Annotated in this window: 17 protein-coding genes and 1 pseudogene; 9 read left to right on the top strand and 9 right to left on the bottom strand. The window is 62.2% G+C overall.

Features of this window, described 5'->3' with window-relative positions:
• The first annotated feature begins 54 nt into the window (after positions 1-54).
• Complete coding sequence (locus tag V1292_RS06890; RefSeq protein ID WP_334371289.1) at positions 55-1404, top strand: polyhydroxyalkanoate depolymerase; 1350 nt, start codon at positions 55-57, stop codon at positions 1402-1404.
• Between the two features lie 196 nt (positions 1405-1600).
• Positions 1601-2451, top strand: a pseudogene (locus V1292_RS06885) (M48 family metallopeptidase).
• 291 nt (positions 2452-2742) lie between these two features.
• Here the strand turns inward: V1292_RS06885 and V1292_RS06880 are convergent.
• Positions 2743-3645, bottom strand: coding sequence for a helix-turn-helix domain-containing protein (locus V1292_RS06880; protein ID WP_334371287.1), 903 nt, complete (start codon positions 3643-3645; stop codon positions 2743-2745).
• Between the two features lie 426 nt (positions 3646-4071).
• On the opposite strand from V1292_RS06880, the gene V1292_RS06875 reads away from it, so the two are divergent.
• The 5 genes from V1292_RS06875 to V1292_RS06855 all read left to right on the top strand — a co-directional run bounded on the left by V1292_RS06875 (position 4072) and on the right by V1292_RS06855 (position 8360).
• Positions 4072-4329, top strand: a complete 258-nt coding sequence (locus V1292_RS06875; protein WP_334371285.1) for a hypothetical protein — start codon at positions 4072-4074, stop codon at positions 4327-4329.
• A gap of 173 nt (positions 4330-4502) precedes the next feature.
• Positions 4503-4676, top strand: coding sequence for a hypothetical protein (locus V1292_RS06870; protein ID WP_334371283.1), 174 nt, complete (start codon positions 4503-4505; stop codon positions 4674-4676).
• A 19-nt stretch (positions 4677-4695) separates the two neighbouring features.
• Positions 4696-6243 (top strand): DUF1254 domain-containing protein, encoded by a 1548-nt coding sequence (locus V1292_RS06865; RefSeq protein ID WP_334371281.1) that lies wholly within the window; start codon positions 4696-4698, stop codon positions 6241-6243.
• Between the two features lie 28 nt (positions 6244-6271).
• Positions 6272-7840, top strand: coding sequence for a DUF1254 domain-containing protein (locus tag V1292_RS06860; RefSeq protein ID WP_334371279.1), 1569 nt, complete (start codon positions 6272-6274; stop codon positions 7838-7840).
• Between the two features lie 124 nt (positions 7841-7964).
• Positions 7965-8360, top strand: a complete 396-nt coding sequence (locus V1292_RS06855; protein WP_334371277.1) for a hypothetical protein — start codon at positions 7965-7967, stop codon at positions 8358-8360.
• Between the two features lie 98 nt (positions 8361-8458).
• Here V1292_RS06855 and V1292_RS06850 read toward each other — a convergent pair whose 3' ends face one another.
• Positions 8459-10672, bottom strand: coding sequence for a transglycosylase domain-containing protein (locus V1292_RS06850; RefSeq protein WP_334371276.1), 2214 nt, complete (start codon positions 10670-10672; stop codon positions 8459-8461).
• Positions 10673-10817: 145 nt separating this feature from the next.
• Here V1292_RS06850 and V1292_RS06845 point away from each other — a divergent pair, with 145 nt between their 5' ends.
• The gene (locus V1292_RS06845) at positions 10818-11243 is read left to right on the top strand and encodes a DUF1330 domain-containing protein (protein WP_334371275.1); all 426 of its coding nucleotides are present in this window, start codon (positions 10818-10820) and stop codon (positions 11241-11243) included.
• Between the two features lie 223 nt (positions 11244-11466).
• Here the strand turns inward: V1292_RS06845 and V1292_RS06840 are convergent, their stop codons facing one another.
• Positions 11467-12693, bottom strand: coding sequence for an ABC transporter substrate-binding protein (locus tag V1292_RS06840; RefSeq protein ID WP_334371274.1), 1227 nt, complete (start codon positions 12691-12693; stop codon positions 11467-11469).
• 383 nt (positions 12694-13076) lie between these two features.
• Positions 13077-14300, bottom strand: coding sequence for an ABC transporter substrate-binding protein (locus tag V1292_RS06835; protein ID WP_334371272.1), 1224 nt, complete (start codon positions 14298-14300; stop codon positions 13077-13079).
• Positions 14301-14579: 279 nt separating this feature from the next.
• Between V1292_RS06835 and V1292_RS06830 the strand changes: the two genes are divergently transcribed.
• Positions 14580-15161, top strand: a complete 582-nt coding sequence (locus tag V1292_RS06830) for a methylated-DNA--[protein]-cysteine S-methyltransferase (protein WP_334371270.1) — start codon at positions 14580-14582, stop codon at positions 15159-15161.
• An 847-nt stretch (positions 15162-16008) separates the two neighbouring features.
• On the opposite strand, the gene V1292_RS06825 is transcribed toward V1292_RS06830, so the two are convergent.
• The 5 genes from V1292_RS06825 to V1292_RS06805 all read right to left on the bottom strand — a co-directional run bounded on the left by V1292_RS06825 (position 16009) and on the right by V1292_RS06805 (position 22693).
• On the bottom strand, positions 16009-16395 hold the full coding sequence (locus V1292_RS06825) for a response regulator transcription factor (protein WP_334371268.1): 387 nt from the start codon (positions 16393-16395) through the stop codon (positions 16009-16011).
• A gap of 94 nt (positions 16396-16489) precedes the next feature.
• Positions 16490-17161, bottom strand: coding sequence for a response regulator transcription factor (locus tag V1292_RS06820; RefSeq protein WP_334371266.1), 672 nt, complete (start codon positions 17159-17161; stop codon positions 16490-16492).
• Positions 17158-18924 carry a PAS domain-containing sensor histidine kinase gene (locus V1292_RS06815; protein ID WP_334371264.1) on the bottom strand — a complete coding sequence of 589 codons (1767 nt, stop codon included), beginning with the start codon at positions 18922-18924 and terminating at the stop codon, positions 17158-17160. The genes V1292_RS06820 and V1292_RS06815 overlap by 4 nt, the downstream gene beginning before the upstream one ends.
• A gap of 380 nt (positions 18925-19304) precedes the next feature.
• Entirely contained in the window at positions 19305-19631 is a 327-nt protein-coding gene (locus tag V1292_RS06810; protein WP_334371262.1) for a hypothetical protein, read from the bottom strand.
• A 266-nt stretch (positions 19632-19897) separates the two neighbouring features.
• On the bottom strand, positions 19898-22693 hold the full coding sequence (locus V1292_RS06805) for a [protein-PII] uridylyltransferase (RefSeq protein WP_334371260.1): 2796 nt from the start codon (positions 22691-22693) through the stop codon (positions 19898-19900).
• Between the last annotated feature and the right edge of the window lie 168 nt (positions 22694-22861).

The following is a 22861-nucleotide window of genomic DNA, read 5'->3' as shown; positions in this document are numbered from 1 at the left end:
CATTATTTTGCATTCTGCACTATGCTGCGGCGCAAACAGAAGGTCAGAAATAAAATGCCGATTGGTGAGTTTGGCGGCGCACCGCCGCTGGTGGCCGAAGGCAGTCCGGCGCTCACGACGCCGATGTACTGGATGTACGAATTGGGCCACGCGTCGCTCAATCCGGCACGCGCCGTGACCGACGCCACCAAGATCCTCTTTCAAAACCCGCTCAATCCGTGGTCGCACACGCAATTCGGTAAATCGATCGCAGCGGCCTGCGAATTGTTCGAGCGCACCACGCGCCGCTACGGCAAGCCCGAATGGGGGCTCGATTTCACCGAGGTCAACGGCATCCATACGCCCGTCGAGGTCCGCTCGATCTGGGAAAAGCCGTTCTGCCGTTTGCTGCACTTCGATCGTAAGCTGACCCGGCCGCTGCGCGCGCCCCATCCGCGCGTCCTGATCGTGGCGCCGATGTCCGGCCATTACGCGACGCTGCTGCGCGGCACGGTCGAGGCGTTCCTGCCGACGCATGAAGTCTACATCACCGACTGGTCCGACGCGCGCATGGTTCCCCTCACCGAGGGTCGCTTCGATCTCGATGACTACGTCGATTACGTCATCGAGATGCTGCATGTGCTCGGCGGCAACATGCACGTGATCGCGGTGTGTCAGCCTTCGGTGCCCGTGGTGGCGGCGGTCTCCGTGATGGAAGCGGTGCGCGATCCCTTCGTGCCGCTGTCGATGACCTTGATGGGCGGCCCGATCGATACCCGCCGCAACCCGACCTCGGTGAACAACCTCGCGGCCGAGCGCGGCATCGACTGGTTCCGCAACCATGTCATCACCAAAGTGCCGTTCCCGCATCCCGGCGTGATGCGCGACGTCTATCCGGGCTTTTTGCAGCTCTCGGGCTTCATCTCCATGAACCTCGACCGCCACACCGACGCGCACAAGGCGCTGTTCAACAATCTGGTGAAGGGCGACGGCGACATGGTCGACAAGCACCGCGAGTTCTATGACGAGTACCTCGCGGTCATGGATCTGACGGCGGAGTATTACCTGCAGACCGTCGATCTCGTGTTCGTCAAGCACGCGTTGCCCAAGGGCGAAATGACTCACCGTGGCAAGCCGGTCGATCCGTCAAAGATCCGGCGCGTGGCGCTGATGACGGTGGAAGGCGAGAACGACGACATCTCGGGGCTCGGCCAGACCGAAGCGACGCACGCTTTGTGCCCCCATATTCCCGATCATCGCCGCGTGCATTACGTGCAAAAGGGCGTCGGACACTACGGCGTGTTCAACGGATCGCGATTCCGTTCCGAAATCGTGCCGCGCATCTCCGATTTCATGATGTCGGCGACGAATACCAATGAGTCAGCAGCTAAGATCAAGCCAACATTGGTCCGTGCGGCCGAATAGCGCGCCGGCGGCACCGATTCCGTCTCGCCGATAAGTTGCTGAGAAGATTCAAACAATCCGGATTTCGGTCGAATCAAGGGGTGAGTTCAGACTCATTCCTTGGCGCCGATTTTGACGTCCGGTTCCGTCAAAAGTTTTGGGTTCCAGCCCCTGCCCCTAGGGGCGATTCGTCGCCCAGCCCCTGTATATTGGGCAAATGATTTGTTTTTGCGCCGAGCGATTTAGATGCGATTTCCTTGGCGGCGGATATGGCAGAATCCGGGCGAACTCCTGCTCCCCGGACTCCAAGAAATGGCTACTCGCGCCCTCCTTTATCGGCGGCCCGCCGAACCCGCGACTCTTTTGGTCAAACACTGCTCGCAAGTCTTTGCGATCAGGCTGCGCCGACATCGGCGGGCGCGGCGTTACACCTTGCGCATTCATCCAACCGATCGCGAAGCCATCCTGACGATGCCGCCGCGCGGCACGCTCGCGGAAGCCAAGGACTTTGCGCAGCTTCACGGCGGCTGGATCGCCGCCCGTCTCGGCCGTTTGCCGAAGGCTGCGCCCTTTCAACCCGGCACGATCGTACCGTTGCGCGGCGTGCCGCATCGCCTGGTGCATCGCGCCGGCGAACGCGGCACGGTGTGGACCGAAACCCGCGACAGCGGCGAGAAGATTTTATGCGTGGCCGGCGGCTACGATCACATGGACCGGCGCGTCCACGACTTCCTCAAGCGCGAAGCGCGCAAGGATCTGCACAAGGCATCGCTCGCCTATGCCGCGGAACTTGGCGTGCGGGTCAGGCGGGTGTCGATCCGCGATCAGTCGAGCCGCTGGGGTTCGTGCACCTCGGCCGGGTCGTTGTCGTATTCCTGGCGATTGATCCTCGCACCGCCCTACGTGCTCGACTATCTCGCCGCCCATGAGGTGGCGCATCTCGTCGAGATGAACCATTCAGCCAGGTTCTGGAGGGTTGTCGACCGCATCTGCATTCATGTCGAACGCGCCAAGCGTTGGCTCGACACCCACGGCAACGATTTGCACCGCTATGGGGTTGAGGATTAGTCGCTCCTGCACGCACTATTGTCATCGCACGGCTTGACCGGGCGAATCCGCCCAGTGTTCCAGAGACGGTGGTGATCAGCCGAGAGGCCGCGGCGTACTGGATACCCCGCCTTCGCGGGGTATGACGGCCTGAAATCGTGGCGCGCGTATCGCTACCTTCCAAACAGCCGGTCCACCAGCCAGCCATCGAGTCCGGCTGCCGCTTGCCGGCTCGCCGATAAATTGGGCGGTGGCACCGAGACACTTGCGGCGACCGACATTCGCCGGCCGAGCAGGTCGGTGCGATCGGCGTCAGGCACCTCGCGCCCTGGCAAAGGTGGCCGATGGAAGCTCACCGAACTGACGCCGATAGACGGCCGCGAAGCGGCCGAAATGGGTGAAGCCGTAGAGCGCGGCAACTGCGGTGATACTGGTTTCTCTGCCGGGGTGTGAAAACGCGCGATGGGCGGCGTTGAGCCGGAGCTCGGCAAGCAGTGCTGCAGGCGGCCGGCCGAAAGCCTCGACGCAGCTCAGGTGAAGTGTCCGCTCGCGCGCTCCGACGGCCACGCAAATCTCCGTAATGGTCGGCGGATCGTCCAGCCGTGCTTGTAGAAGGTTGAGTACCGCGCGTGCGATACGGGCGCGGCTGTGCAGCGGCTCGATGACCTCCGCGGACGGGATCATGTCAAGGATCGCATCGAAAATCCGTTCTTCGATCCGGGACAGGCTGCTGTTGCCGTAAAGGAAATCGTTCGGCTGCTTCGTCAGCGTCTGCAGCAGGCTGCAGAGCGCGCCGGCGCGCTGGGACATTTCGGCAGCGGACACTTGCCAGCGTGGAGAAGGAAGATCGACGTCGAACCTGTCGATCCCACGCCGGGCCTGCAACCAGCGATCGATCAACTGCGTCGGCAGCACCACGACCATCAGGTCGGTGGGGCCGGTCGCAGCAAAACCGATGTCGTCGTGCGATGTCGCTGCCAGCAGTTCGCCAGCATGCACCGGCCGTCTTCGGATATGAAGCGATCCCTCCGCAGCAAGCGGCAGGCCGAACACCCAGGTACCAGCCGGAGCGCTGCCACGCTGGAGAATGCCGGGCGACCAGCTCTCGCGACCCAATTGCAGTTTGTCCAGCACGAGCTGGATCAACCTTCCCCGAAAGCGGCCGCGCCCGATCTGCTCATACTCCTGATTCCAAGCGCGCGCGGCGGCTGCCATGTTGTCGAAGTCCTCGAAATGCCCTTCGACGAGCTGCGGCCCAGACGACGAACCTTCAGGCGACATCGACATGGACCCCACCACTCTATGAACCGGCATCCGGATAGCTTACACCGAATTTTTGCAGGAAGCGGATACTCCGCGCGCGATTTTGCAGAATCCGGATAGTCATAATTGCGCGCTGTGAGATGACGTATCTACGCTACGCTGAGTTCGCTTGAGTGCGAACAAAGAGAACGTCACCATTCATTACGTATCGTGGGAAGGTTCGCGTTATGATGTCTTTCCCGCCATTTCTCCCTTGCTCACTGCGTGCCGATGATGATCGCGCTTCCTTGCTCACAGGCAGCGGACGCTTGCGGCCGAATTGCTACCGGTGCCGCTGACTCACGCCTGACATTGATGAGGCAAATGGAGGAGGCAAGAATGAAACTTTCGATTGCGTTATCATCGCTGCTGATCGCTGGCTTCGTAGTCGCAGACACTAAACCGGCCAGCGCAGTAGTTTACTGCCAATACGTCGACTATCCTGCCGGTTGTGTCGTCAGGCCCGGCGTCGTGCTGCGGCCGCGGCCGGTCGCGCGGGCCGTGGTGACCCCCGGTGTCGGGGCCCGCGGAGTGGGCATACGACCGGGCACACCGATGAATCGTGGTGGGCCCGTCAACCGGGTTGGCAGGCGCTGAAGTGGCTGACGCCGCTGCGATCGGCAAGGCGTCATCGACGGCGTCCATGTTCGCAGGCCGTCGGCGCTTAGCGCCGCATCATCATCGTTTGCCGGCGACGTGACTTCGGAGCGCGGCGATGCGCGCTCCGCCATTTCAACTGATGCGTTGTCTCGGAGCATTGGGGGGTGATCATGTTCCAGAGAACCCGCGCAGCCGCATGCCTTTTGTTCGCGACGATGTTTTCGCCAGGCTCCGCTGGTGCCGACGAGGTCGGCGCCGGCTGGAATGCCTGGCTGACATTCTCAATCTCGCCGATGGCGCCGGCCAGCACGGTGGCGCCGACACGACGCGTTGCGACGAAATAAGTAGAAAGGGAGAATCTCGATGAGGCATTTGCACACACTGACGATGACCGCGCTCGCCGGCGCGCTGGCGATTGGAGGAGCCAATGCCCAGGTGCCTGCCCCCGGCGTGAATCCAACACCGGGATTCAACAACAAGATTCCCGAGAAAATCCTGACGCCCAATTCGGTCGAGACCCGCATCGGAACTCTCAAATTCGTCGACGGCGTGCCGACCGCCGAAACTGCGCAGAAGGCCTACGACAATCTCGACTTCCTGCGCGGAGTCGAGGTGTTTCTCAACCTCATGCCCGCGGCGTCACTGGAAGCGCTGCGGCGGGGCAACGGCGAGATGGGCGCGACCAAGACCCATCAGGCCGTGATCGTCGATCAGTTGCTCGATTCCAATCCGCTGCTGCTCACGGGCAACACGGACACTGTCTATTTGTTCGCCTATCTCGACCTCGAAACCGACGGGCCGACCGTCGTCGAGGTTCCCGCCGGAAGCGGACCCGGCACAGTCAACGACGCGTTTTTTCGTTTCGTCGTCGACATGGGCGGACCGGGCCTGGATCAGGGCAAGGGCGGCAAGTATTTGATCGTGCCCGCGGGCTACAAGGGCGAGTTGCCGCAGTCGGGCTACTTCGTCGTTCAGTCCCCTTCCTATGTGAACCTGCTCGTTCTCCGCGGCTTCCTGGTTGACGGCAAGCCGGACGCGGCTTCAAAAATGTTCCGGGAAGGGGTCAAGATCTATTCGCTCAGCAAGGCTGCCAATCCGCCGAAGATGGAGTTCTTCAACGGATCCAGGGTGCCGTTCAATACGGTCCATGCCAACGATTTCGAATTCTACGAGGAAGTCAATCACGTCATCCAGAAGGAGCCGCTGGAGCTGTTCGATCCGGAACTGCGCGGCGTCGCCGCCGCCATCGGCATCCGCAAGGGCAAGCCGTTCAAGCCCGACGAGCGGATGAGGAAAATCCTCACCGAGGCCGTCGCGGTCGGCAACGCCACCTCGCGCTCGATCGCGTTCCGCAACCGCGATCCAAATTCTCCGATCTATCCGAACAGCCAGTGGAGGACAGGCTTCATCGGCAACGATTATCGCTGGCTCGACGGCGACGGTATGTCCGGCCGCAACGTGGATGCCCGCACCAACTTCTTCTACATGGCCACCGTCAACACGCCGGCGATGGCCGCGAAGATCGTCGGCAGGGGCTCGCAATATGCACTCAGCGTGGCCGACACGGCCGGCGCGCCGTTCGACGGTGCAAAGAACTACCGGGTCAAGATGCCGGCCAATGCTCCCGCCAAGGACTTCTGGTCCGTGGTGCTCTACGACCCGCAGACCCGCTCGGAGCTGCAGACCGGGCAGCCCTTCCCCAGCAAGAACAACAAGCGCGACAACTTGGTCGCCAATGCTGACGGCTCGGTCGAACTCTACTTCGGCCCCAAGGCGCCCGCCGGCAAGGAGGCCAACTGGATCCAGACCGTTCCCGGCAAGGGCTGGTTCACGCTGCTGCGCCTCTACGGTCCGCTCGAACCGTGGTTCGACAAGACCTGGCGGCCCGGCGAGATCGAAGAAGTGAAGTGAGCCGCACCGAAAAAACAGGAGAGCCATCATGAAGATCATCCGCAAGCATGACCTTGTCGCCGCCGCCCTTGCCGGCGCGCTGACCTTCACTGCAGCCCACGCGCAGACCGCCGCCCCCGGCGTGAATCCCACGCTGGGATTCAACAACAAGATTCCGGAAAAGCTGCTGACGCCCGACAAGGTCGACTCCCCGATCGGAACGCTCAATTTCGTCGATGGCGTGCCGACGGACGAGACGACGAAGAAGCTCTACGATCATCTCGACTTCCTGCGCGGCGTCGAGGTGTTTCTCAACTTCATTCCCGCGGCGTCCCTGGAGGCGATGCGCCTCGGCAACGCCGAGATAGGCGCAACAAAGAGCAATCAGGCTGTGATCATGGATCAGTTGCTCGACTCCAGTCCGCTGTTTCTCACCGGAAACACCGACACGGTCTACTGCAGCGTCATCCTCGACCTCGAGACCGACGGGCCGACCGTCGTTGAAGTTCCTCTCGGCAGCGGGCCCGGCACGGTCAACGATGCCTTCTTCCGCTTCGTCATCGATATGGGCGCCCCCGGACCGGACCAGGGCAAGGGCGGCAAGTATCTGATCGCGCCGGCCGGCTACAAGGGCGCTCTGCCGAAGGACAAGAAGGATGGCGGCGAATACTTCATCGCGCGCTCTCCGTCGAACGTGAACTGGCTGATCCTTCGCGGCTTCCTGGTGGACGGCAAGCCGGATGCGGCTTCAAAAATGTTCCGCGAGGGCGTCAAGGTCTATCCGCTCAGCAAGGCCAGCAATCCGCCGAAGATGGAATTCTTCAACGGATCGAAGATGCCGTTCAACACCATCCACGCCAACAATTTCGAGTTCTACCAGGAGCTCGATCATGTGATTCAGAAGGAGCCGCTCGACCTCATCGAGCCCGAACTGCGCGGCCTCGCCGCTTCGATCGGCATCCGCAAGGGCACGCCGTTCAAGCCTGACGAGCGGATGAAGAAGATCCTTACCGATGCCGTCGCCGTCGGCAACGCCACCGCCCGTGCCGTGAGTTTCCGCGGTCGCGATCCCCGGTCGGCAATCTACCCGAACAGCCAATGGAAATCCCTGTTCGGCGGCGCCGACTATCGCTTCATCGACGACGATGGGATCGGCGGCCGCAATCTCGATGCGCGCACGGTGTATTATTACGGCTACACCGTGAACACGCCCGCGATGGCGGCCAAGCTCATCGGCAGAGGCTCGCAATACGCCGTGAGCTTCGCCGATAGCTCAGATAGGCCATTCGACGGTGCGAAGACCTACCGGCTCAGCGTTCCAGCGAACGCTCCAGCGAAAGATTTCTGGTCGGTCGTGCTCTACGATCCGCAGACGCGCTCCGAACTGCAGACGTCGCAGCCGTTCCCGAGCAAGAACAACAAGCGCGACAAGCTGATTGTGAACGCCGACGGCTCGGTTGACATCTACTTCGGACCCAAGGCGCCTGCCGGTAAGGAAGCCAATTGGGTTGCGTCCGTGCCGAACAAAGGCTGGTTCGCGATCTTCCGCCTCTACGGGCCGCTCGAGCCGTGGTTCGACAAGACTTGGCGTGTCGGGGAGATCGAAGAGGTCAAGTAGTCAGAGGCCTGCCAGGGCTGCGGCATTGCTGCGGCCCTGGTGCGTCGGAGGCTTCGGGTTGCTTATCTGGGATGCGGGGTTGCCGGCGGCGCTGTGAAAATCCGACGGCAGGGAAGGATCAACGATGACAGTTGTCTACTACCTTACCTACGTCATGGCATTCGTCTTTCTCGTAGGCGAAACCGCCCGTCGCGGCATCGGCTACTTCTCAGTCAATGCGACCACCATGATCGAGGATTATCTATGTGGAGTCTTGTTGTTGTGGGCCGCCTGGAGCTGGTCCAGGAGGTATGACACAGCACCAAAAATAATGGCGGTCGCCTGGGCCTATGCCACGGGCGGCATGTTCGTTCCGTTCGCTGCTCATCTCGAAGCGTGGCTGCGAAACGAGACGTTCCGCCCTGATCACCCGCACACGGACACAGGATCGATCGTCTTGAAGGGCGTTATTTGGGCGATTTGTCTGGCGTGCCTGATCGCTACCCTGCAAAGTCGGCAGAACAAGCAAACCGTCAGCTAACGCGCAGGGTGCGTGCTGTAGCGCCGGATAGATCCAGGCGTTGCTTTTCAATTAAGGACGGCTGACGCAACTGCTCTGCACAATATGCTCTGGGTCACCTACCTTCCAAACAGCCGATCCACCAGCCAGCCATCGAGTCCTGCAGCCGCCTCGGGGCGAGCATTTGGATTGGGTGGCGGCGCGGAGGTTCGTGCCGGCGCAGGCCGATATCCGCCTGATGGGACCGGCGCCGACTGCGGCGGCTGTGCACTGACCTGCGACGCGGTCTGGAACATGTTCGACAAAAATCCGCCGCGCTGCGCGTTCGGCAGGCCCGCCACCGGCACGCCCTGATGCGCGGAGCGCATGAAGCGGGTCCATACTTCCACCGGCAGGCCGCCGCCGGTCGCCTTCTTGGTCGGCGAGTTGTCGTCATTGCCGAGCCAGACGCCGGTGACGAGGTTGGCCGTGTAGCCGATGAACCAGGCGTCGCGGAAATCCTGGCTGGTGCCGGTCTTGCCGGCGGCCATCCAGCCCGGAATCTCTGCTTTGCGCGCGGTGCCCGAGAGCAGCGTCTCCTGCATCATCGTGTTCATCATCGCGACATGGCGCGGCCCGATCACCTGGCCGAGCGGATCGGCCGTGCGCCTGTACAGCACCTTGCCTTCGTTGGTGCGAATCTTCGTCACCACATGCGGGGAGACGCCGAGTCCGCCATTGGCAAACGGCGCATAGGCGCCCACCAGCTCAATGACCGAGACTTCCGAGGTGCCGAGCGCGATCGAGGGATTGGCCTCGAGTTTTGATGAAATCCCGAGCCGGTGCGCGGTCCGCACCACGTTCTTCGGCCCCACTTCCAGGCCGAGCCGCACCGCGACCGTGTTGAGCGACATTGCCAGCGCCTGCGTCAGCGTCACCGAGCCGAAATATTCATGGGTGTAGTTCTCCGGCCGCCAACCTTTCAGGTCGAGCGGCGCGTCCTGTCGGATCGTTTCCGGCGAAAGCCCGCCTTCGATCGCGGTCAGGTAGATGAACGGCTTGAACGCCGAGCCGGGCTGGCGTTTGGCGGTGACTGCGCGGTTATACTGGCTCTCGGCGTAGTTCCGCCCCCCCACCATGGCGCGCACCGCGCCGTCAGGCGTCATCGCCACCAACGCGCCTTGCGTGACATGGAACTTCACGCTCTTGGCCGCTAGCTCGTCGATGATCGCGGCTTCCGCCACGCTCTGCAGCTTCGGATCGATCGTGGTCTCGACCACGATGCTCTGGTCGATCTGGCCGACGAGATCGTCGAGCACTTCGCCGATCCAGTCGGCGACGTAGTTGATGGTGCCGGCGCCGGCCGGCTTCACGTTGTAGGAGGGATGGCCGATCGAAGCCTTGGCCTGGGCGTCGCTGATGAACTTGGCTTCCGCCATCGCCGCGAGCACGATCTGGGCGCGTGCTTCCGCGCCCTCGGGGTTGCGGTTCGGCGCCAGCCGCGACGGCGACTTGACGAGGCCGGCCAGCATCGCGGCTTCCGCGACCGTGACGTTCTTCGCCGGCTTGCCGAAATAACGCTGCGCCGCCGCCTCGACGCCATAGGCGCCGGAGCCGAAATAGACGCGGTTCAGGTAAAGCTCGAGAATTTGGTTCTTGGAATGCTTGCGCTCCAGCCATAGCGCGAGCTCCACTTCCTGCAGCTTGCGCGCGATCGTCCGTTCCTGGGTCAGGAACAGGTTTTTCGCGAGCTGCTGCGTCAGCGTCGAGCCGCCCTGCGAAACGCCGCGATGCAGGATGTTGGCGACCGCCGCGCGTGCAATGCCGACCGGATCGATGCCGTAATGCGAGTAGAAGCGGCGGTCCTCGATCGCGATGAACGCCTTCGGCAGATAGGGCGGCAGATCCTTCAGCGCGACATTGGCGCCCGGCGCTTCGCCGCGCGAGGCCAGCACGCTGCCGTCGATGCCGACAATCTGGATGGTTGGCGGGCGCTTTGGAATTTCCAGCGATTGGATTGCCGGCAGATGCGCGCCGACCCAGACCACGATGCCGATGATCGCGATCGTCGCCCACAGGCCGAGCACGGCGCCCCAATAAACGAGACGGCCAATCCTGAAGCGGCGTTTCGAGCGCCGCTTCGCGCCGCTACGCGCCGCGCGCGGCTTACGCTCGCGCGGCGGCTCGTCCTCGTCGTCATCGTGCTTGCGCTTCGGCACTGGCTTTTTCGGTTTGTCGTCGTCGGTGGCAGCAGGAATGCGATCCTCGGGCGAGAGGCGCAGCTCCGCGAGCGCTGCCGGAAGCCCAAACAGCGGCTCCTTGCGTCCGCCGCTCTTTTTCCGTCCCCACGCCATGCCAAACGCCGTTCACACCCGTCCCGCCGCACGCTACCGGTCGCTGTTTAAGGGTCGGTTACGGAAAGGTTAATGCCGGATTAGGAGGTGCGGCGGGCCCGTATTAGGATTGACGCAAACGACAGCGTTTGCAGGAGAAAACGGCATGGGCCATATCGATCCGACCAAGGAAGTGTTTGCGCAATTTCGGGCCAATGATCGGCCGGGTCCGATCCACATGCTCAATCTGGTCCGGCTGCGCGCCGAGGCGGCCTACCCCGACGGCCGCAAGGCGACCGGCGCGGAGGCCTATGCAGCCTATGGGCGCGAAAGCGGCCCGGTGTTCGAACGGCTCGGCGGACGGATCGTGTGGCAGGGCAGGTTCGAGCTGATGCTGATCGGACCGCAGGAGGAACGCTGGGACCATTGCTTCATCGCCGAATATCCTGATGTCGCGGCGTTTGCGGAAATGATCCGCGATCCCGTCTACCGCGAGGCGGTAAAGCACCGCCAGGCCGCGGTCGAGGATTCCCGCCTGATCCGCCACGCCGTGCTGCCGGCCGGCAAGACGTTCGGCGAGATTCCGAAGTAATCTCGCACTACAACCCTCATGGTGAGGAGGCGCGTAGCGCCGTCTCGAACCATGTGGCCCTGCTGGTGCCATTCATCCTTCGAGACGCGCGTTCCGCGCTCCTCAGGATGAGGTCTGGCAGTTATTGCCGGGTCGAGCCCGGCAATGACGACATGAAAAAAATCGGCGGTCCCGAAGGACCGCCGATCGCTCTTCCGCCGATCGTTCTCTTGGCTCAACGGGCCTAGCCCGCCGGACCTGCGTCCTCAAGGATCGGGCCGAACATTTCCCAACGCTCGCCGTTGAACTTCATCATCTGCAGCTGCTTGTTGACGCGATAGTCGGTCGGCGTGGTGGTGACCGAGATGCCCGGCAGCAGCAGGTCGAGTTGAACGTTCTTCAGGTTGGTGGCCTGTTTCAACACGTTCTCGCGGGTCAGATTGTCACCGCACGCCTTCAGCACATGGATCAGCAATTGCGTGGTCATGTAGCCATAGGAGTTGAAGCTCGAGTCCTTGTCGCCCTCGGGATAGTACTTCGCCATGAACTCGAAATACTTCTTCATGCCGGCGTCGTCCTTCCAGGTCGGATCGAGCGGATCCTTGCCGTAGTTGACGCTGATCACTCCCTTGGAGGCTTCGAGCCCCGCAGGCTTCATGACCGCGCCGACGGAGGTCGCGTTGATGTCGAGGATGTGCACCGGCTTCCAGTTGAGTTCGGCGATCTTCTTGATGGCCTGCGCCGCCTGCTTGGGCGTCGTCGCCGAGAAGAACAGGTCCGCGCCGGCGTCCTTGATCTTGAGGATCTGCGAATCGATGGTCGGGTCGGAGACTTCGTAGGAAGCTTCCGCCACCACCATCTTCGCGGCCTTGTCGCCGAGGCCGGCCTTGATGCCGTTCAGATAGTCCTTACCGAGATCATCGTTCTGATAGAGGATGCCGATCTTGGCGTTCGGATGTTCCTTCAGGATGTACTGGCCGTAGATGCGCCCTTCGACGAAGTAGTTGGGGTTGAAGCCCATCGTCCACGGGAAATTCTTCGGATCGGTAAACTTCGACGCGCCGGTGGCGGCAAACAGTTGCGGCACCTTCTTCGAGTTGAGATATTTCTGGACCGCTGCGTTCGAAGGCGTTCCGAGAACCTGGAAGGTCAGCAGCACCTCGTCGCTCTCGACCAGCTTGCGCACCTGCTCGACCGCCTTGGGCGGCGAGTAGGCGTCGTCATACTGGATCAGATTGATCTTGCGGCCATTCACGCCGCCCTGGTCGTTGATCATCTTGATATAGGCCGCCTGGGTCTTGCCGATCGTGGCATAGGAGGAGGCGGGGCCGCTGAATGGATTGGTTTGCCCGATCTTGATCTCGGTATCGGTTGCGCCGGTGTCGTACTTTTTCTGCGCCGACGCCGTCGAAACCGACAGCGCAAGTGCGAGCGCCGTGCCGGTGGCCAGATAGAAAATACCCTTCCTCATAATGCTGCATTCCTCGTGAGTTTATGATTGAGCCGATGAGTTTGCCCGCTGCCGTTAGGCGCCGGGCGCGCCTCATCGCTGCCGCAATAGTGGCGGAAGCCATGTTGCAATGCAAGACGCAGTTGGAGATGCAGGACTTTTTGGTGAAGGAGGCGGGTTCCGCCTGCACAAAAAGAATCCAATGCGCCGCTTGCCTTCAATTAATGCATGAGAAGCTCAACGCAGACAGGGAATCTCGTCCCGGGCGCGGTGCAGCCTAGGCGATGCGAAGCATCGTCCGGGCTGTGCCGCAGAGCCGGGACCAGTACCGAGCGGCGGTGGGTCCTGGCACTGCGGAGCAGCGCTACGCGCTGCACCGCGTCCAGGACACGAAGAGCCGGGGCCTAACCGCTCGGTCCGGTATCCTCGATGATCGGGCCGAACAGCTCCCAGCGCTCGCCGTTGAACTTCATCATCTGCATCTGCTTGTTGATACGGTAGTCGGTCGGCGACGTGTTGGTGACCATGCCGGGCAGCGACAGGCTGCCGGTGAGGTTCTTCAGATTGGCCGCCTGCTTCATGATGTTTTCGCGGGTGAGATTGTCGCCGCATTGCTGCAGGATCTTCACCAGCAATTCCGCCGTCGCGTAGCCATACGTGTTGACGGTGTTGAGCTTGTCGCCCTCCGGGTAATATTTGTCCATGAAGGCGAAATAGGCCTTGATGCCGGGATCGTCCTTCCACTGCGGATCGCCCGGATCCTTGCCGTAGTTGGTCGAGATGATGTCCTTGGAGATGTCGAGGCCCGCCGGCTTCAGCGTCGCCGAGACCGGGCTCGCATTGATGTCGAGGATATGGACCGGCTTCCAGCCGAGGTCGGCGACCTTCTTGATCGCTTGCGCCGCAAACTTCGGCGTCGAGGCGTCGTAGAGCAGGTCGGCGCCGGCTGCTTTCAATTTGACGATCTGTGAGTCGATGGTCGGATCGGTCAGCTCGTAGGAGACTTCGGCGACGATCATTGACGCGGCCTTGGAGCCGAGCCCTTCCTTCAGGCCCGTGACGTAGTCGCGGCCGAGATCGTCGTTCTGATAGAGAATGCCGATCTTGGCGTTGGGATGATTTTGCAGAATGTATTTGGCGTAGATGCGCCCTTCCGACTGGTAATTGGGATTGTATCCCATGGTCCAGGGGAAGTTCTTGGGATCGGTGAATTTCGAGGCGCCGGTCGCGGCGAGGAGCTGCGGCACCTTCTTGGCGTTGAGGTATTTCTGCACGGCGGCGTTCGAGGGCGTGCCGATGATCTGGAAGGTGAACAGCACCTCGTCGCTCTCGACCAGCTTGCGCACCTGTTCGACGGCTTTCGGCGGCGAGTAGGCGTCGTCATACTGGATCAGGTTGATCTTGCGGCCGTTGATGCCGCCTTTTTCGTTGATCATCCTGAAATAGGCGGCCTGCGTCTTGCCGATGCCGGCATAGGCGGAGGCCGGTCCCGAGAACGGAACGGTCTGGCCGATCTTGATCTCGGTATCGCTCGCGCCGGTATCGTATTTCTTCTGCGCGTTGGCGGGTGACGCCAGCGCGATCGCGACCGCCGCGCCTGCGATCAGATGAAGAACGCCACTTCTCATATCGCTGCTCCCTTCCCATAATCTCGACCGATGATCCTGTTCCGGTCATCCGTTCGGAAGGCCGGACGTCATCGTTGGGAGCGAGTGTGGCGGAACGGTTTTGCCAATGCAAGGCAGTACGGGGAGGCCGTTATGCCAGCCGGAGCAGCACCAAGGCGAGCGCCGTGGGCGCCGCCTGCACGTAGAGGATCCGGCCAACCGGCAGCGGAATTCGGGTGGACACCAACACGCCGCAGGTGAAAAGTGCGGGGCCGCTCGCGGATATTTTCAGGGGTGACGATGCCGGAGAACTTCAACCTCGACCGCCTGCCAACGCCGATCGGCACGGCGCTATTGGTTACCGATGCGGACGGCCTGCTCCGCGCGCTGGACTGGGAAGACTATGAGCCGCGCATGAAGCAATTGCTGCGCCTGCATTATGGCTCGGTGAGTTTGAACAACGGGCGGGCGCCGCGTGATTTGCGCGCCGCCTTGACCGGCTATTTCAAGGGCGACCTCGACCGCCTCGCAGCGATCGAATGGCGCGTCGCCGGCACACCGTTCCAGCAGAAGGTCTGGAACGCGCTACCGAAGATCGCGGCAGGGACGACGATGAGCTATGGCGCGCTCGCCGCAAAACTTCGGATGCCGCGCGCCGTCCGCGCCGTCGGCCATGCCAACGGTTCGAATCCGATCAGCGTGGTCCTGCCCTGCCACCGCCTGATCGGCGCCAACGGTTCGCTGGTGAAGTACGGCGGCGGCCTGGAGCGCAAGCGCTGGCTGCTCAAGCACGAGGGCGTGGAGATTGCGTGCTCGGTGCGTAGGGTGGGCAAAGGCGCTCTTGCGCCGTGCCCACCATCTATCACCGAGTTCGCTTCTTGATGGTGGGCACGCTTCGCTTTGCCACCCTACAAATTAGTGACATTCCGCCGTTTCAAGTCAATCGGGGTCACGGGGCGCGTTTCGCATGTCCCGAAGGATATAGATGAATACAATCAGCAGAGGCCCCCACGCCAGCACCGCGCCCACCAGCATCGCATTTACTGTTGCCATGCTGGCTGCTCCGCGATCACCGGCACGATAGATGGTCTCTGTGCGCCGCAGGTTCCGGCACCTGGTAGAGCCACTTCCAATATGTCCGGTTGCGCTCCAGTTGACGCTTGTAGATCTCGCGGCACTTCGCCGAACAGAACTGCTGGAAGTACCAGCTACGCCGGACCAGCCCGAAGGGACGCTTGCATTCCGGATTTCCGCAACAATTTTTCATGACGCAGCCTCCGCATTGGCACGCCGTATCCAGCGAATGAAGCTCTCGTGGCTCTTGTCGAGACAGAAGCGCCCGCAATAGCGTTCGCGCGCTGGATTTCGCAGAGAGATGATTTTGGGCCCTTCGCTGTCACACTCGGCGCAACGCAGTTCTGTACGCATGGCGACCTCCTTTCCGAGGAATTGCCGCTTGCCGATCAAAATGTGTGATGCTTCGCGCCCTTCGCTTCTCGAAGGACGATGCGAAGTCTGGCGCGGTCGCGGCTTATCTTCAATTCGTCCAGATGTTTGGCGAGATCATCCTTACGTATGCTGGCTCGCCTCGGAGCGTTTTCCAGCGAAAACTTGCCCCGGACTTGATCCGGGGTGGACACCGGTTCGCGTCAAGAAAACGCGTCAAAACAAGAATCTAGAGCCCGGTTCTGATTCAATCAGAACCGAAAGGCTCTAGGGCCGGATCGGCTCATTTGGTTGCGGCCTCGCCATTTGGCGCCAGCGCCGCTTCGAGGCATTTGATCAGCGCTTCCCCGTCGCACGGCTTGCTCAAGAAGCAGGTCGCTCCCGCCTTCATGGCCCGGGCGCGGTCGCTTTCGACCGAAAAAGCCGTTACGAAGATGACGGGAAGGCGATGGCCGGTGGCGAGCAAATGAGCTTGCAGCTCGAGCCCGCTCATGGCGGGCATCCTGACATCCGTTATCACGCACGAAGTGTCATTCAGATGCGGCGATTGCAGAAACTCCTCGGCCGACGCAAATGAATGGACGACGTAACCAAGCGACCTGACGAGATTATGGGTCGCGGCGCGAACCGACCCGTCGTCGTCGATGATTGATATGGCCCGATTGGACAAGACGCTTCTTTCTGGAGACGACCAGAGGATGTCTTTTTGCTGTGCCGCCGCGTCTCGGGAGAGTGCGCTGCAAATCAGCGAGGGAAAATCATACTTAGGTTTGCGCCCGGCCGGATGCAGGCCCGATCCCGAGTAGCTCGGCCATCCGTACCAGATCGGGCAGCGACTTCGCTCCCATTTTCCGCATGATATGCCCGCGATGTATCTTCACGGTGATCTCCGCCAGGCCGACTTCGGCGGCGATCTGCTTGTTCATGAGCCCCGACGTAACCAGCGCCATCACCTGCCGCTCCCGGGGAGTTAGCGTCGCGAAAAGCGCGTGCAGCTCCGAGAGAACCATCGCTTCGTTGCGGCTGTTGCGGTCGCGCTCGATTGCCGCGGTTACGGCATCCAGCATGTCCTGATCGCGGAATGGCTTGGTCAGAAAATCGACGGCGCCGGCCTTCATCGCGCGGACCGTCATCGGAATATCGCCATGACCGGTCATGAAGATGATCGGAATGTGAATGTCGGCCTTGGCCAGTTCGGCCTGAAAGTCGAGGCCGCTCAGCCGGGGCAGCCTGATGTCAAGGATCAGACAACTGGGGGCATTCGGAAGCTTGTGCTGCAGAAACTCGTGAGCCGAGCCGAACACCTCGACGCGCAATCCCACTGAGCGAAAGAGATTGCTCAGTGCCTCACGTACCGATGCGTCGTCGTCGACGACGAAGACCACCGGTTCCTCGACGCTTGCGAGGCTGGAAGGTGATGCCGGCCGCGCGGTCACGCTGCATCCTCCTGAGTTAACGGCAAGGTGAACTGGAATGTCGCACCAGGGCCGGCATTTCCGGACGCGGACAGCCGCCCGCCATGAGCGCCGATGATGGAGCGGCAGATCGACAGGCCCATTCCCATGCCGCTGGATTTGGTGGTGAAGAAGGCGTCGAACAGCCGGCCAGCGTTCTCGGCTGCGAGGCCAACGCCGCAATCCTTCACCGTCACCACGATCTGCCCGTCTTCGTCCTGGCATGTCCGGATCACGAGCTCCCGCGGCCGGTCCGCGACCGGCTGCATCGCCTCGATGCCATTGATGACCAGGTTGAGAATGACCTGTTGCAACTGGACCCGATCGGCGATGACCAGCGGCAGGTCGGGGGAGAGCTCAAGCCGCAACGATACCTGGTGGCTGAGCAGCTCATGCTGAACGAGGCTGATGACCTCGTTGATGACATCATTAATGTGAAGCGCTGCCTTCCGTCCGGTCGCCTTGCTCACGAGCGCACGGACCCGCTGGATCACTTCGCCGGCACGATTGCCGTCCTTGATGATCGCTTCCACTGTCCCGCGCGCTTCCTTCAGATCGGGAGGCTCACGGTCGAGCCAACGCCGGCATGCGGCGGCATTGGTGACCACGGCGGCGAGCGGCTGGTTCACTTCGTGGGCGATCGAGGCGGCAAGTTCGCCGAGGGCAGTCACGCGCGTGACATGCGCAAGCGTCGCCTGCGCTTCATGCAATTCCATCTCGGCTCGCTTGCGCGCCGTGATATCGGTTATCGCCCCAACGAATTCGATGGCGCCGGATGCATCCTTCACCGCATGCGCGGTGGCGTGGACATGTTTGATCGAGCCGTCGGGCATCAGCAATCGATAGCTATGCGCGAAGTCCTTGCCCTCGCTGGACGCGCGGTCAATGGTCCGTTGCACGCGTCCGCGATCGTCCGGATGAATGCGTTGAATGACGGTGGCGAACTTGATGGAGGGAGCCTTTTTGAATCCAAATATTCTGAAAGTCTCTTCCGACCAGATGATCTCGCCGCTGGCGACGCGCAAGCCGAAGCTGCCGGTGTGGCTCAATCGCTGGGCTTTGGCCAAATACATTTCGCTCTGCCGCAGCGCATTTTCAGCCTGCTTGCGCTCCGTGATGTCCTCGCACGCGATCAGGACGATCAGTCGGCCGTCCAGCCGCCGCACCGCTTTGGCGTTCTCACGAACCCAAAGGGTTGAGCCGTCCTTGCGAACCTTGCATATCTCCCAATTGTGGGTCTCGCCGATATTCTCCAGGCATATGGCGACGTTGCTCTGGGCGGCGCGTTGCTCTTCGGCAGGAAAGACTTTCAGCACGGATTTCCCGAGCAATTCGCTGACGGAGTAGCCAAGTTGTGCGGCGCCGAACGTGTTGACGGACAGCACGGTCCCCGTCGCGTCGACCATGAAGTACATCACCGGGTTATGCTCGAACACCTCCCTCCATTGCGCCTGGCTGTGACGCAGCTTCTCGATCGCGCGCGTTTCGGCGCTCAGGCGGCCCTCAAGCACGGCTTCCATCTGCCGCCGCGTACGCCCCACCAGGCCCATCATGATCAATGAGGCGGCAATCGAAGCGATGAGCAGCACGATCGCAATGAAATGAGGGGTGGTCGTCGGCGCCGGGCCGAGCAGCAGCCAGATTCCGGCCACCGCTCCCAACGCCAGCGCCATGCTGCCGAGCAGCCATTGCTCGGCTGAGCTCCGGGACTTTATCGTCGGCTTACGCATCATCAGCACTGACACTCGGCCATCCCGAGCGGCGCTGCGTCGCCAGGTGTTCGCGACCATCAGCGGCGACAACGTCGCCCTCCTAATAGGCTGGATACTAGCAGCTTTTCGGATTTCCGGCGGGTAAAATCGGCCGATCCTTTGCGGCACCTTGACCTCCAGGCGCGATCTTCCGTCGCGCGAGGGCAGGTTGCGATCCTAAACCTCGGTATGGTCCGCCCAACCGAATGGAACGTTTGGATCAACCTCCGTTCAATGGTCCGGTCCTTCTCGAAGACTACGCTGATTGGCTAACCGGATGGCGGCGGACCGCCGGTCCTCCATGCGGGAAGAGTGTTACGGAAGACCCAACGAGCTGACCCCTTGCCGGTCGCAACCGTCGCTGTGGTCAAACGTCAGGGATCCACCGACCGAATTTCAGGGGGATTGATATGCCGAAAGCACACCTGCATTTGATCCTTTGTTCTGACGACATCGATCCCGAGACAAATCGCCGCGACCGCAGGTTTCAGCCTATCGTTATCGATGGGGGCAGGCGAACAAACGTCGTTCCGGCAGAGAACCCGTGCGAAGGCCTGTTTGACCTGTTCGATCTCGGCCTCCTGATTGCGCAGGCAAACTATCTTACCTTCATCGCTGCGAGCTTGATCGCGCTCGAGTATCACGCCCGGGCTGCGGCCGAACGGACTACTTAGCAGCGTAGGGTGGGCAAAGGCGCGCATGCGCCGTGCCCACCATCTATCGGCGATCACTCTTCTCTGATGCGCGTCGTCCCTGCGAACGCAGGGACCCATAACCACCGCACTTCGTTGTTGAAGCAAAGCCGTCTCGCCGTGTGCCATTTCCGCGGGCCGCGGAGTATGGGTCCCTGCGTTCGCGGCGACGACGGTCCGTAGGATGGGCAGGGCGCAGCGAAACCCATCACTGTCTCTCCACATGATTGATGGGTATCGCTTCGCTCCACCCATCCTACGGGGCTGAAAGAACCCTACGCCGCCGGCTTGGCGACGTTGTCTTCGGCAGAGAGCAGATGGATCAGCGCGCTCTTGATCGCAGCCTGCCGGGTCGGCGCGTTGATCTGGGCGCCGAGCAAATCGGTGACGTAGAACACGTCGCGGGCGCGTTCGCCGAAGGTCGCGACATGGGCGGAGGCGATGTTGAGGTTGAGCTTCGAGATCGCCGTGGTGAGCTGATACAACAGGCCGGGGCGGTCGAGGCCGGAGACCTCGATCACGGTGTAGCGGTCCGACCACTGGTTGTTGATGATGACCTCGGGCTCGACCGCGAATGCGCGCACCTTGCCGCGGTTGGCGGCCTTGCGCGCCACCACTTCTGGCAGCCGCAATTTGCCCTCGAGCACGTGCTCGATCATCTCGCCGATGCGGGTCGCGCGCCGTCCCTCGTCCTCGTCGCGGTCGTACTCCCTGGAGATCGCGATGGTGTCGAGCGCGCGGCCATCGGTGGTGGTGTAGATCTGCGCGTCGACGATGTTGGCGCCGGCCGACGCACAGGCGCCGGCGATGATCGACAGCAGCCACGGATGGTCGGTGGCCAGTATCGTCAATTCGGTGACGCCGCGCGCCTCGTCGAAGCCGACATTGATCGCGAGCTGATGCCCGGCCTGTTCGCTGGCGCGGATAAAGCGCGCCTGGCGGATTTTTCGCTGCAGATCGACCTTGAGCCAATAGGCCGGATAATGCCGCCCGATATAGGCGTTGAGCTCCTCCTCCGGCCATTCGGTGAAGGCGGCACGGAATTCCGACTGCGCCACCGCGATGCGCTGCGCGCGGTTCACTTCCGAGAAGCCGCCGGTCAGGACCGGCTCGGTCTCGTAATACAACGTGCGCAAGAGCTGCGCCTTCCAGCCGTTCCACACCCCGGGGCCGACGCCCCGGATGTCGGCGGTGGTCAGGATGGTCAGAAGCTTCATCTGCTCGACGGATTGCACCACGGCGGCAAAATTCTCGATCGTCTTGCGGTCGGAGAGGTCGCGCGACTGCGCCACCGTCGACATCGTCAAATGCTCTTCGATCAGCCATGCCACCAGCTCGGTGTCGGCGGTGTTGAAGCCGAGCCGCGGGCACAGCCGCCGCGCCACCCTGGCGCCCGCGATCGAATGATCCTCCGGGCGGCCCTTGGCGACGTCGTGCAGCAGGGTCGCGACATAGATCACCGCGCGATGCTCGGGCTGGATTTTGCGGAACAGGTCGCTGGCGACCGTGAACTCGTCGTTGCCGCCGCGTTCGATCTCCTGCAGGAAGCCGATGCAGCGGATCAGATGCTCGTCCACTGTATAATGGTGGTACATGTTGAACTGCATCATCGACACGATCTTGCCGAAGGCGCGGATGAAGTGACCGAGCACGCCGGTCTCGTTCATCCGCCGCAGCACGGTCTCGGCGTCGTTCGACGTCAGGATCTCCATGAACAGCCGGTTGGCTTCCGGATTTTCACGAAGCTGGCTGTTCACCAGTTTCAGCGAGCGCGTCACAGTGCGCATCGCGTCGGGATGGAAGGCGAGGTTGTTCTTCTGCGCCAGATGGAAGATCCGGATCAGGTTGACCGGGTCGTGCTTGAAGACGTCGGGCGCGGCGAGGTTGATGCGGTTGTTGTCGATGATGAAGTCGTCGCTGTCAGGCACCCGCCGCCGCTTGGGGGCCGGCCGCAGCCGCGCCACCATCCGGCTCAGGACCGGCGCCGGCTTGGCCTGCTCTTCCTCGAGCTTGGCGCACAGGATCGCGGTGAGGTCGCCGACGTCCTTCGCCACCAGGAAGTAGTGCTTCATGAAGCGTTCGACATCCTGCATGCCGGGATGCGAGGTGTAGCCGAGGCGGACTGCGATCTCGCGCTGCATGTCGAACGACAGCCGCTCCTCGGCGCGCCCGGAGACGAAATGCAGATTGCAGCGCACGGACCACAGGAAATCCGCGCAGCGGCGGAAGGTGCGGTACTCCTGCGCGTCGAACACGCCGCGCTCGACCAACTCCCCGGTTTCGCGCACGCGGTAGACGTATTTGGCGATCCAGAACAGCGTGTGCAGGTCGCGCAAGCCGCCCTTGCCGTCCTTGACGTTGGGCTCGACCAAATAGCGCGATTGCCCGGCGCGTCGGTGGCGCTCCTCGCGCTCGGCGAGTTTGGCGGTGACGAAATCGGCAGCCGTGCCCTGCACCACGTCCTTGTCGAACCGGGCCACCAGCTCGTCATAGAGCGGCCGGTCGCCGGTCAAGAACCGCGTCTCCAGGATCGCGGTGCGGATCGTCATGTCGCCGCGCGCCTGGCGGATACACTCATCGACCGAGCGCGTGGCGTGGCCGACCTTCAATCCCATGTCCCACAGGCAATAGAGAATGGCTTCGGCGACCTGCTCGCCCCAGGCGGTCTGCTTGTAGGGCAGGATGAACAACAGATCGATGTCGGATTCCGGCGCCATCAGTCCGCGGCCGTAGCCGCCGGTGGCGACGACGGCCATGCGCTCTGCGCCTGAGGGCACGTGCGAGCGATAGAGATGCCGCGTCGCAGCCGCGTAGAGGATGCGGATGATCTCGTCCTGCATGAAGCAGAGCCGTTCCGCGCAGCGGCGGCCGTGGCGATCCTTCAGCAGCACGGCCTGCGCGGTGGCGCGCGCCGCGAACATCTCGGCCTTGAGCAATTGCGCCAGCGCCGAGCGGAACACGTCCTCGCGGCCGGCATGTTTTTCGGCCAGCGCATCGACCGCTGCGGTGATCCGCGCGGTATCGAAACGGTCATCCGCTCCGGAGCGGTCCTCTGTCACGATGCTGTCCATGATCTCCCCGATATCGGACGGCGCAGGGGCTGTCACGGGCGATTGTAAGGTCAACGCAAAGCTATGCCGCCGCCTCGGCGAATGCTAGCCATAACCCGTTGGAAAGGCGTGGATTTCCAAAATGTCATGCGCGCCGCCGCAGGGCGTGATGACAGCAGGTCGCTAGCC

Source organism: Bradyrhizobium sp. AZCC 1719 (assembly GCF_036924525.1).
Taxonomy (GTDB): Bacteria; Pseudomonadota; Alphaproteobacteria; order Rhizobiales; family Xanthobacteraceae; genus Bradyrhizobium.
Note: the sequence above shows the minus strand (reverse complement) of the source record. Positions and strands in the feature narration are given on the sequence as shown.

Coding starts and splice junctions, on each gene's coding strand:
- V1292_RS06860 (WP_334371279.1), top strand. CDS start 6,272: ATGAAGATCATCCGCAAGCATGACCTTGTCGCCGCCGCCCTTGCCGGC.
- V1292_RS06830 (WP_334371270.1), top strand. CDS start 14,580: ATGCCGGAGAACTTCAACCTCGACCGCCTGCCAACGCCGATCGGCACG.
- V1292_RS06845 (WP_334371275.1), top strand. CDS start 10,818: ATGGGCCATATCGATCCGACCAAGGAAGTGTTTGCGCAATTTCGGGCC.
- V1292_RS06805 (WP_334371260.1), bottom strand. CDS start 22,693: ATGGACAGCATCGTGACAGAGGACCGCTCCGGAGCGGATGACCGTTTC.
- V1292_RS06855 (WP_334371277.1), top strand. CDS start 7,965: ATGACAGTTGTCTACTACCTTACCTACGTCATGGCATTCGTCTTTCTC.
- V1292_RS06890 (WP_334371289.1), top strand. CDS start 55: ATGCCGATTGGTGAGTTTGGCGGCGCACCGCCGCTGGTGGCCGAAGGC.
- V1292_RS06850 (WP_334371276.1), bottom strand. CDS start 10,672: ATGGCGTGGGGACGGAAAAAGAGCGGCGGACGCAAGGAGCCGCTGTTT.
- V1292_RS06870 (WP_334371283.1), top strand. CDS start 4,503: ATGTTCCAGAGAACCCGCGCAGCCGCATGCCTTTTGTTCGCGACGATG.
- V1292_RS06810 (WP_334371262.1), bottom strand. CDS start 19,631: ATGCGCGCCTTTGCCCACCCTACGCTGCTAAGTAGTCCGTTCGGCCGC.
- V1292_RS06840 (WP_334371274.1), bottom strand. CDS start 12,693: ATGAGGAAGGGTATTTTCTATCTGGCCACCGGCACGGCGCTCGCACTT.
- V1292_RS06875 (WP_334371285.1), top strand. CDS start 4,072: ATGAAACTTTCGATTGCGTTATCATCGCTGCTGATCGCTGGCTTCGTA.
- V1292_RS06865 (WP_334371281.1), top strand. CDS start 4,696: ATGAGGCATTTGCACACACTGACGATGACCGCGCTCGCCGGCGCGCTG.
- V1292_RS06835 (WP_334371272.1), bottom strand. CDS start 14,300: ATGAGAAGTGGCGTTCTTCATCTGATCGCAGGCGCGGCGGTCGCGATC.
- V1292_RS06880 (WP_334371287.1), bottom strand. CDS start 3,645: ATGGCAGCCGCCGCGCGCGCTTGGAATCAGGAGTATGAGCAGATCGGG.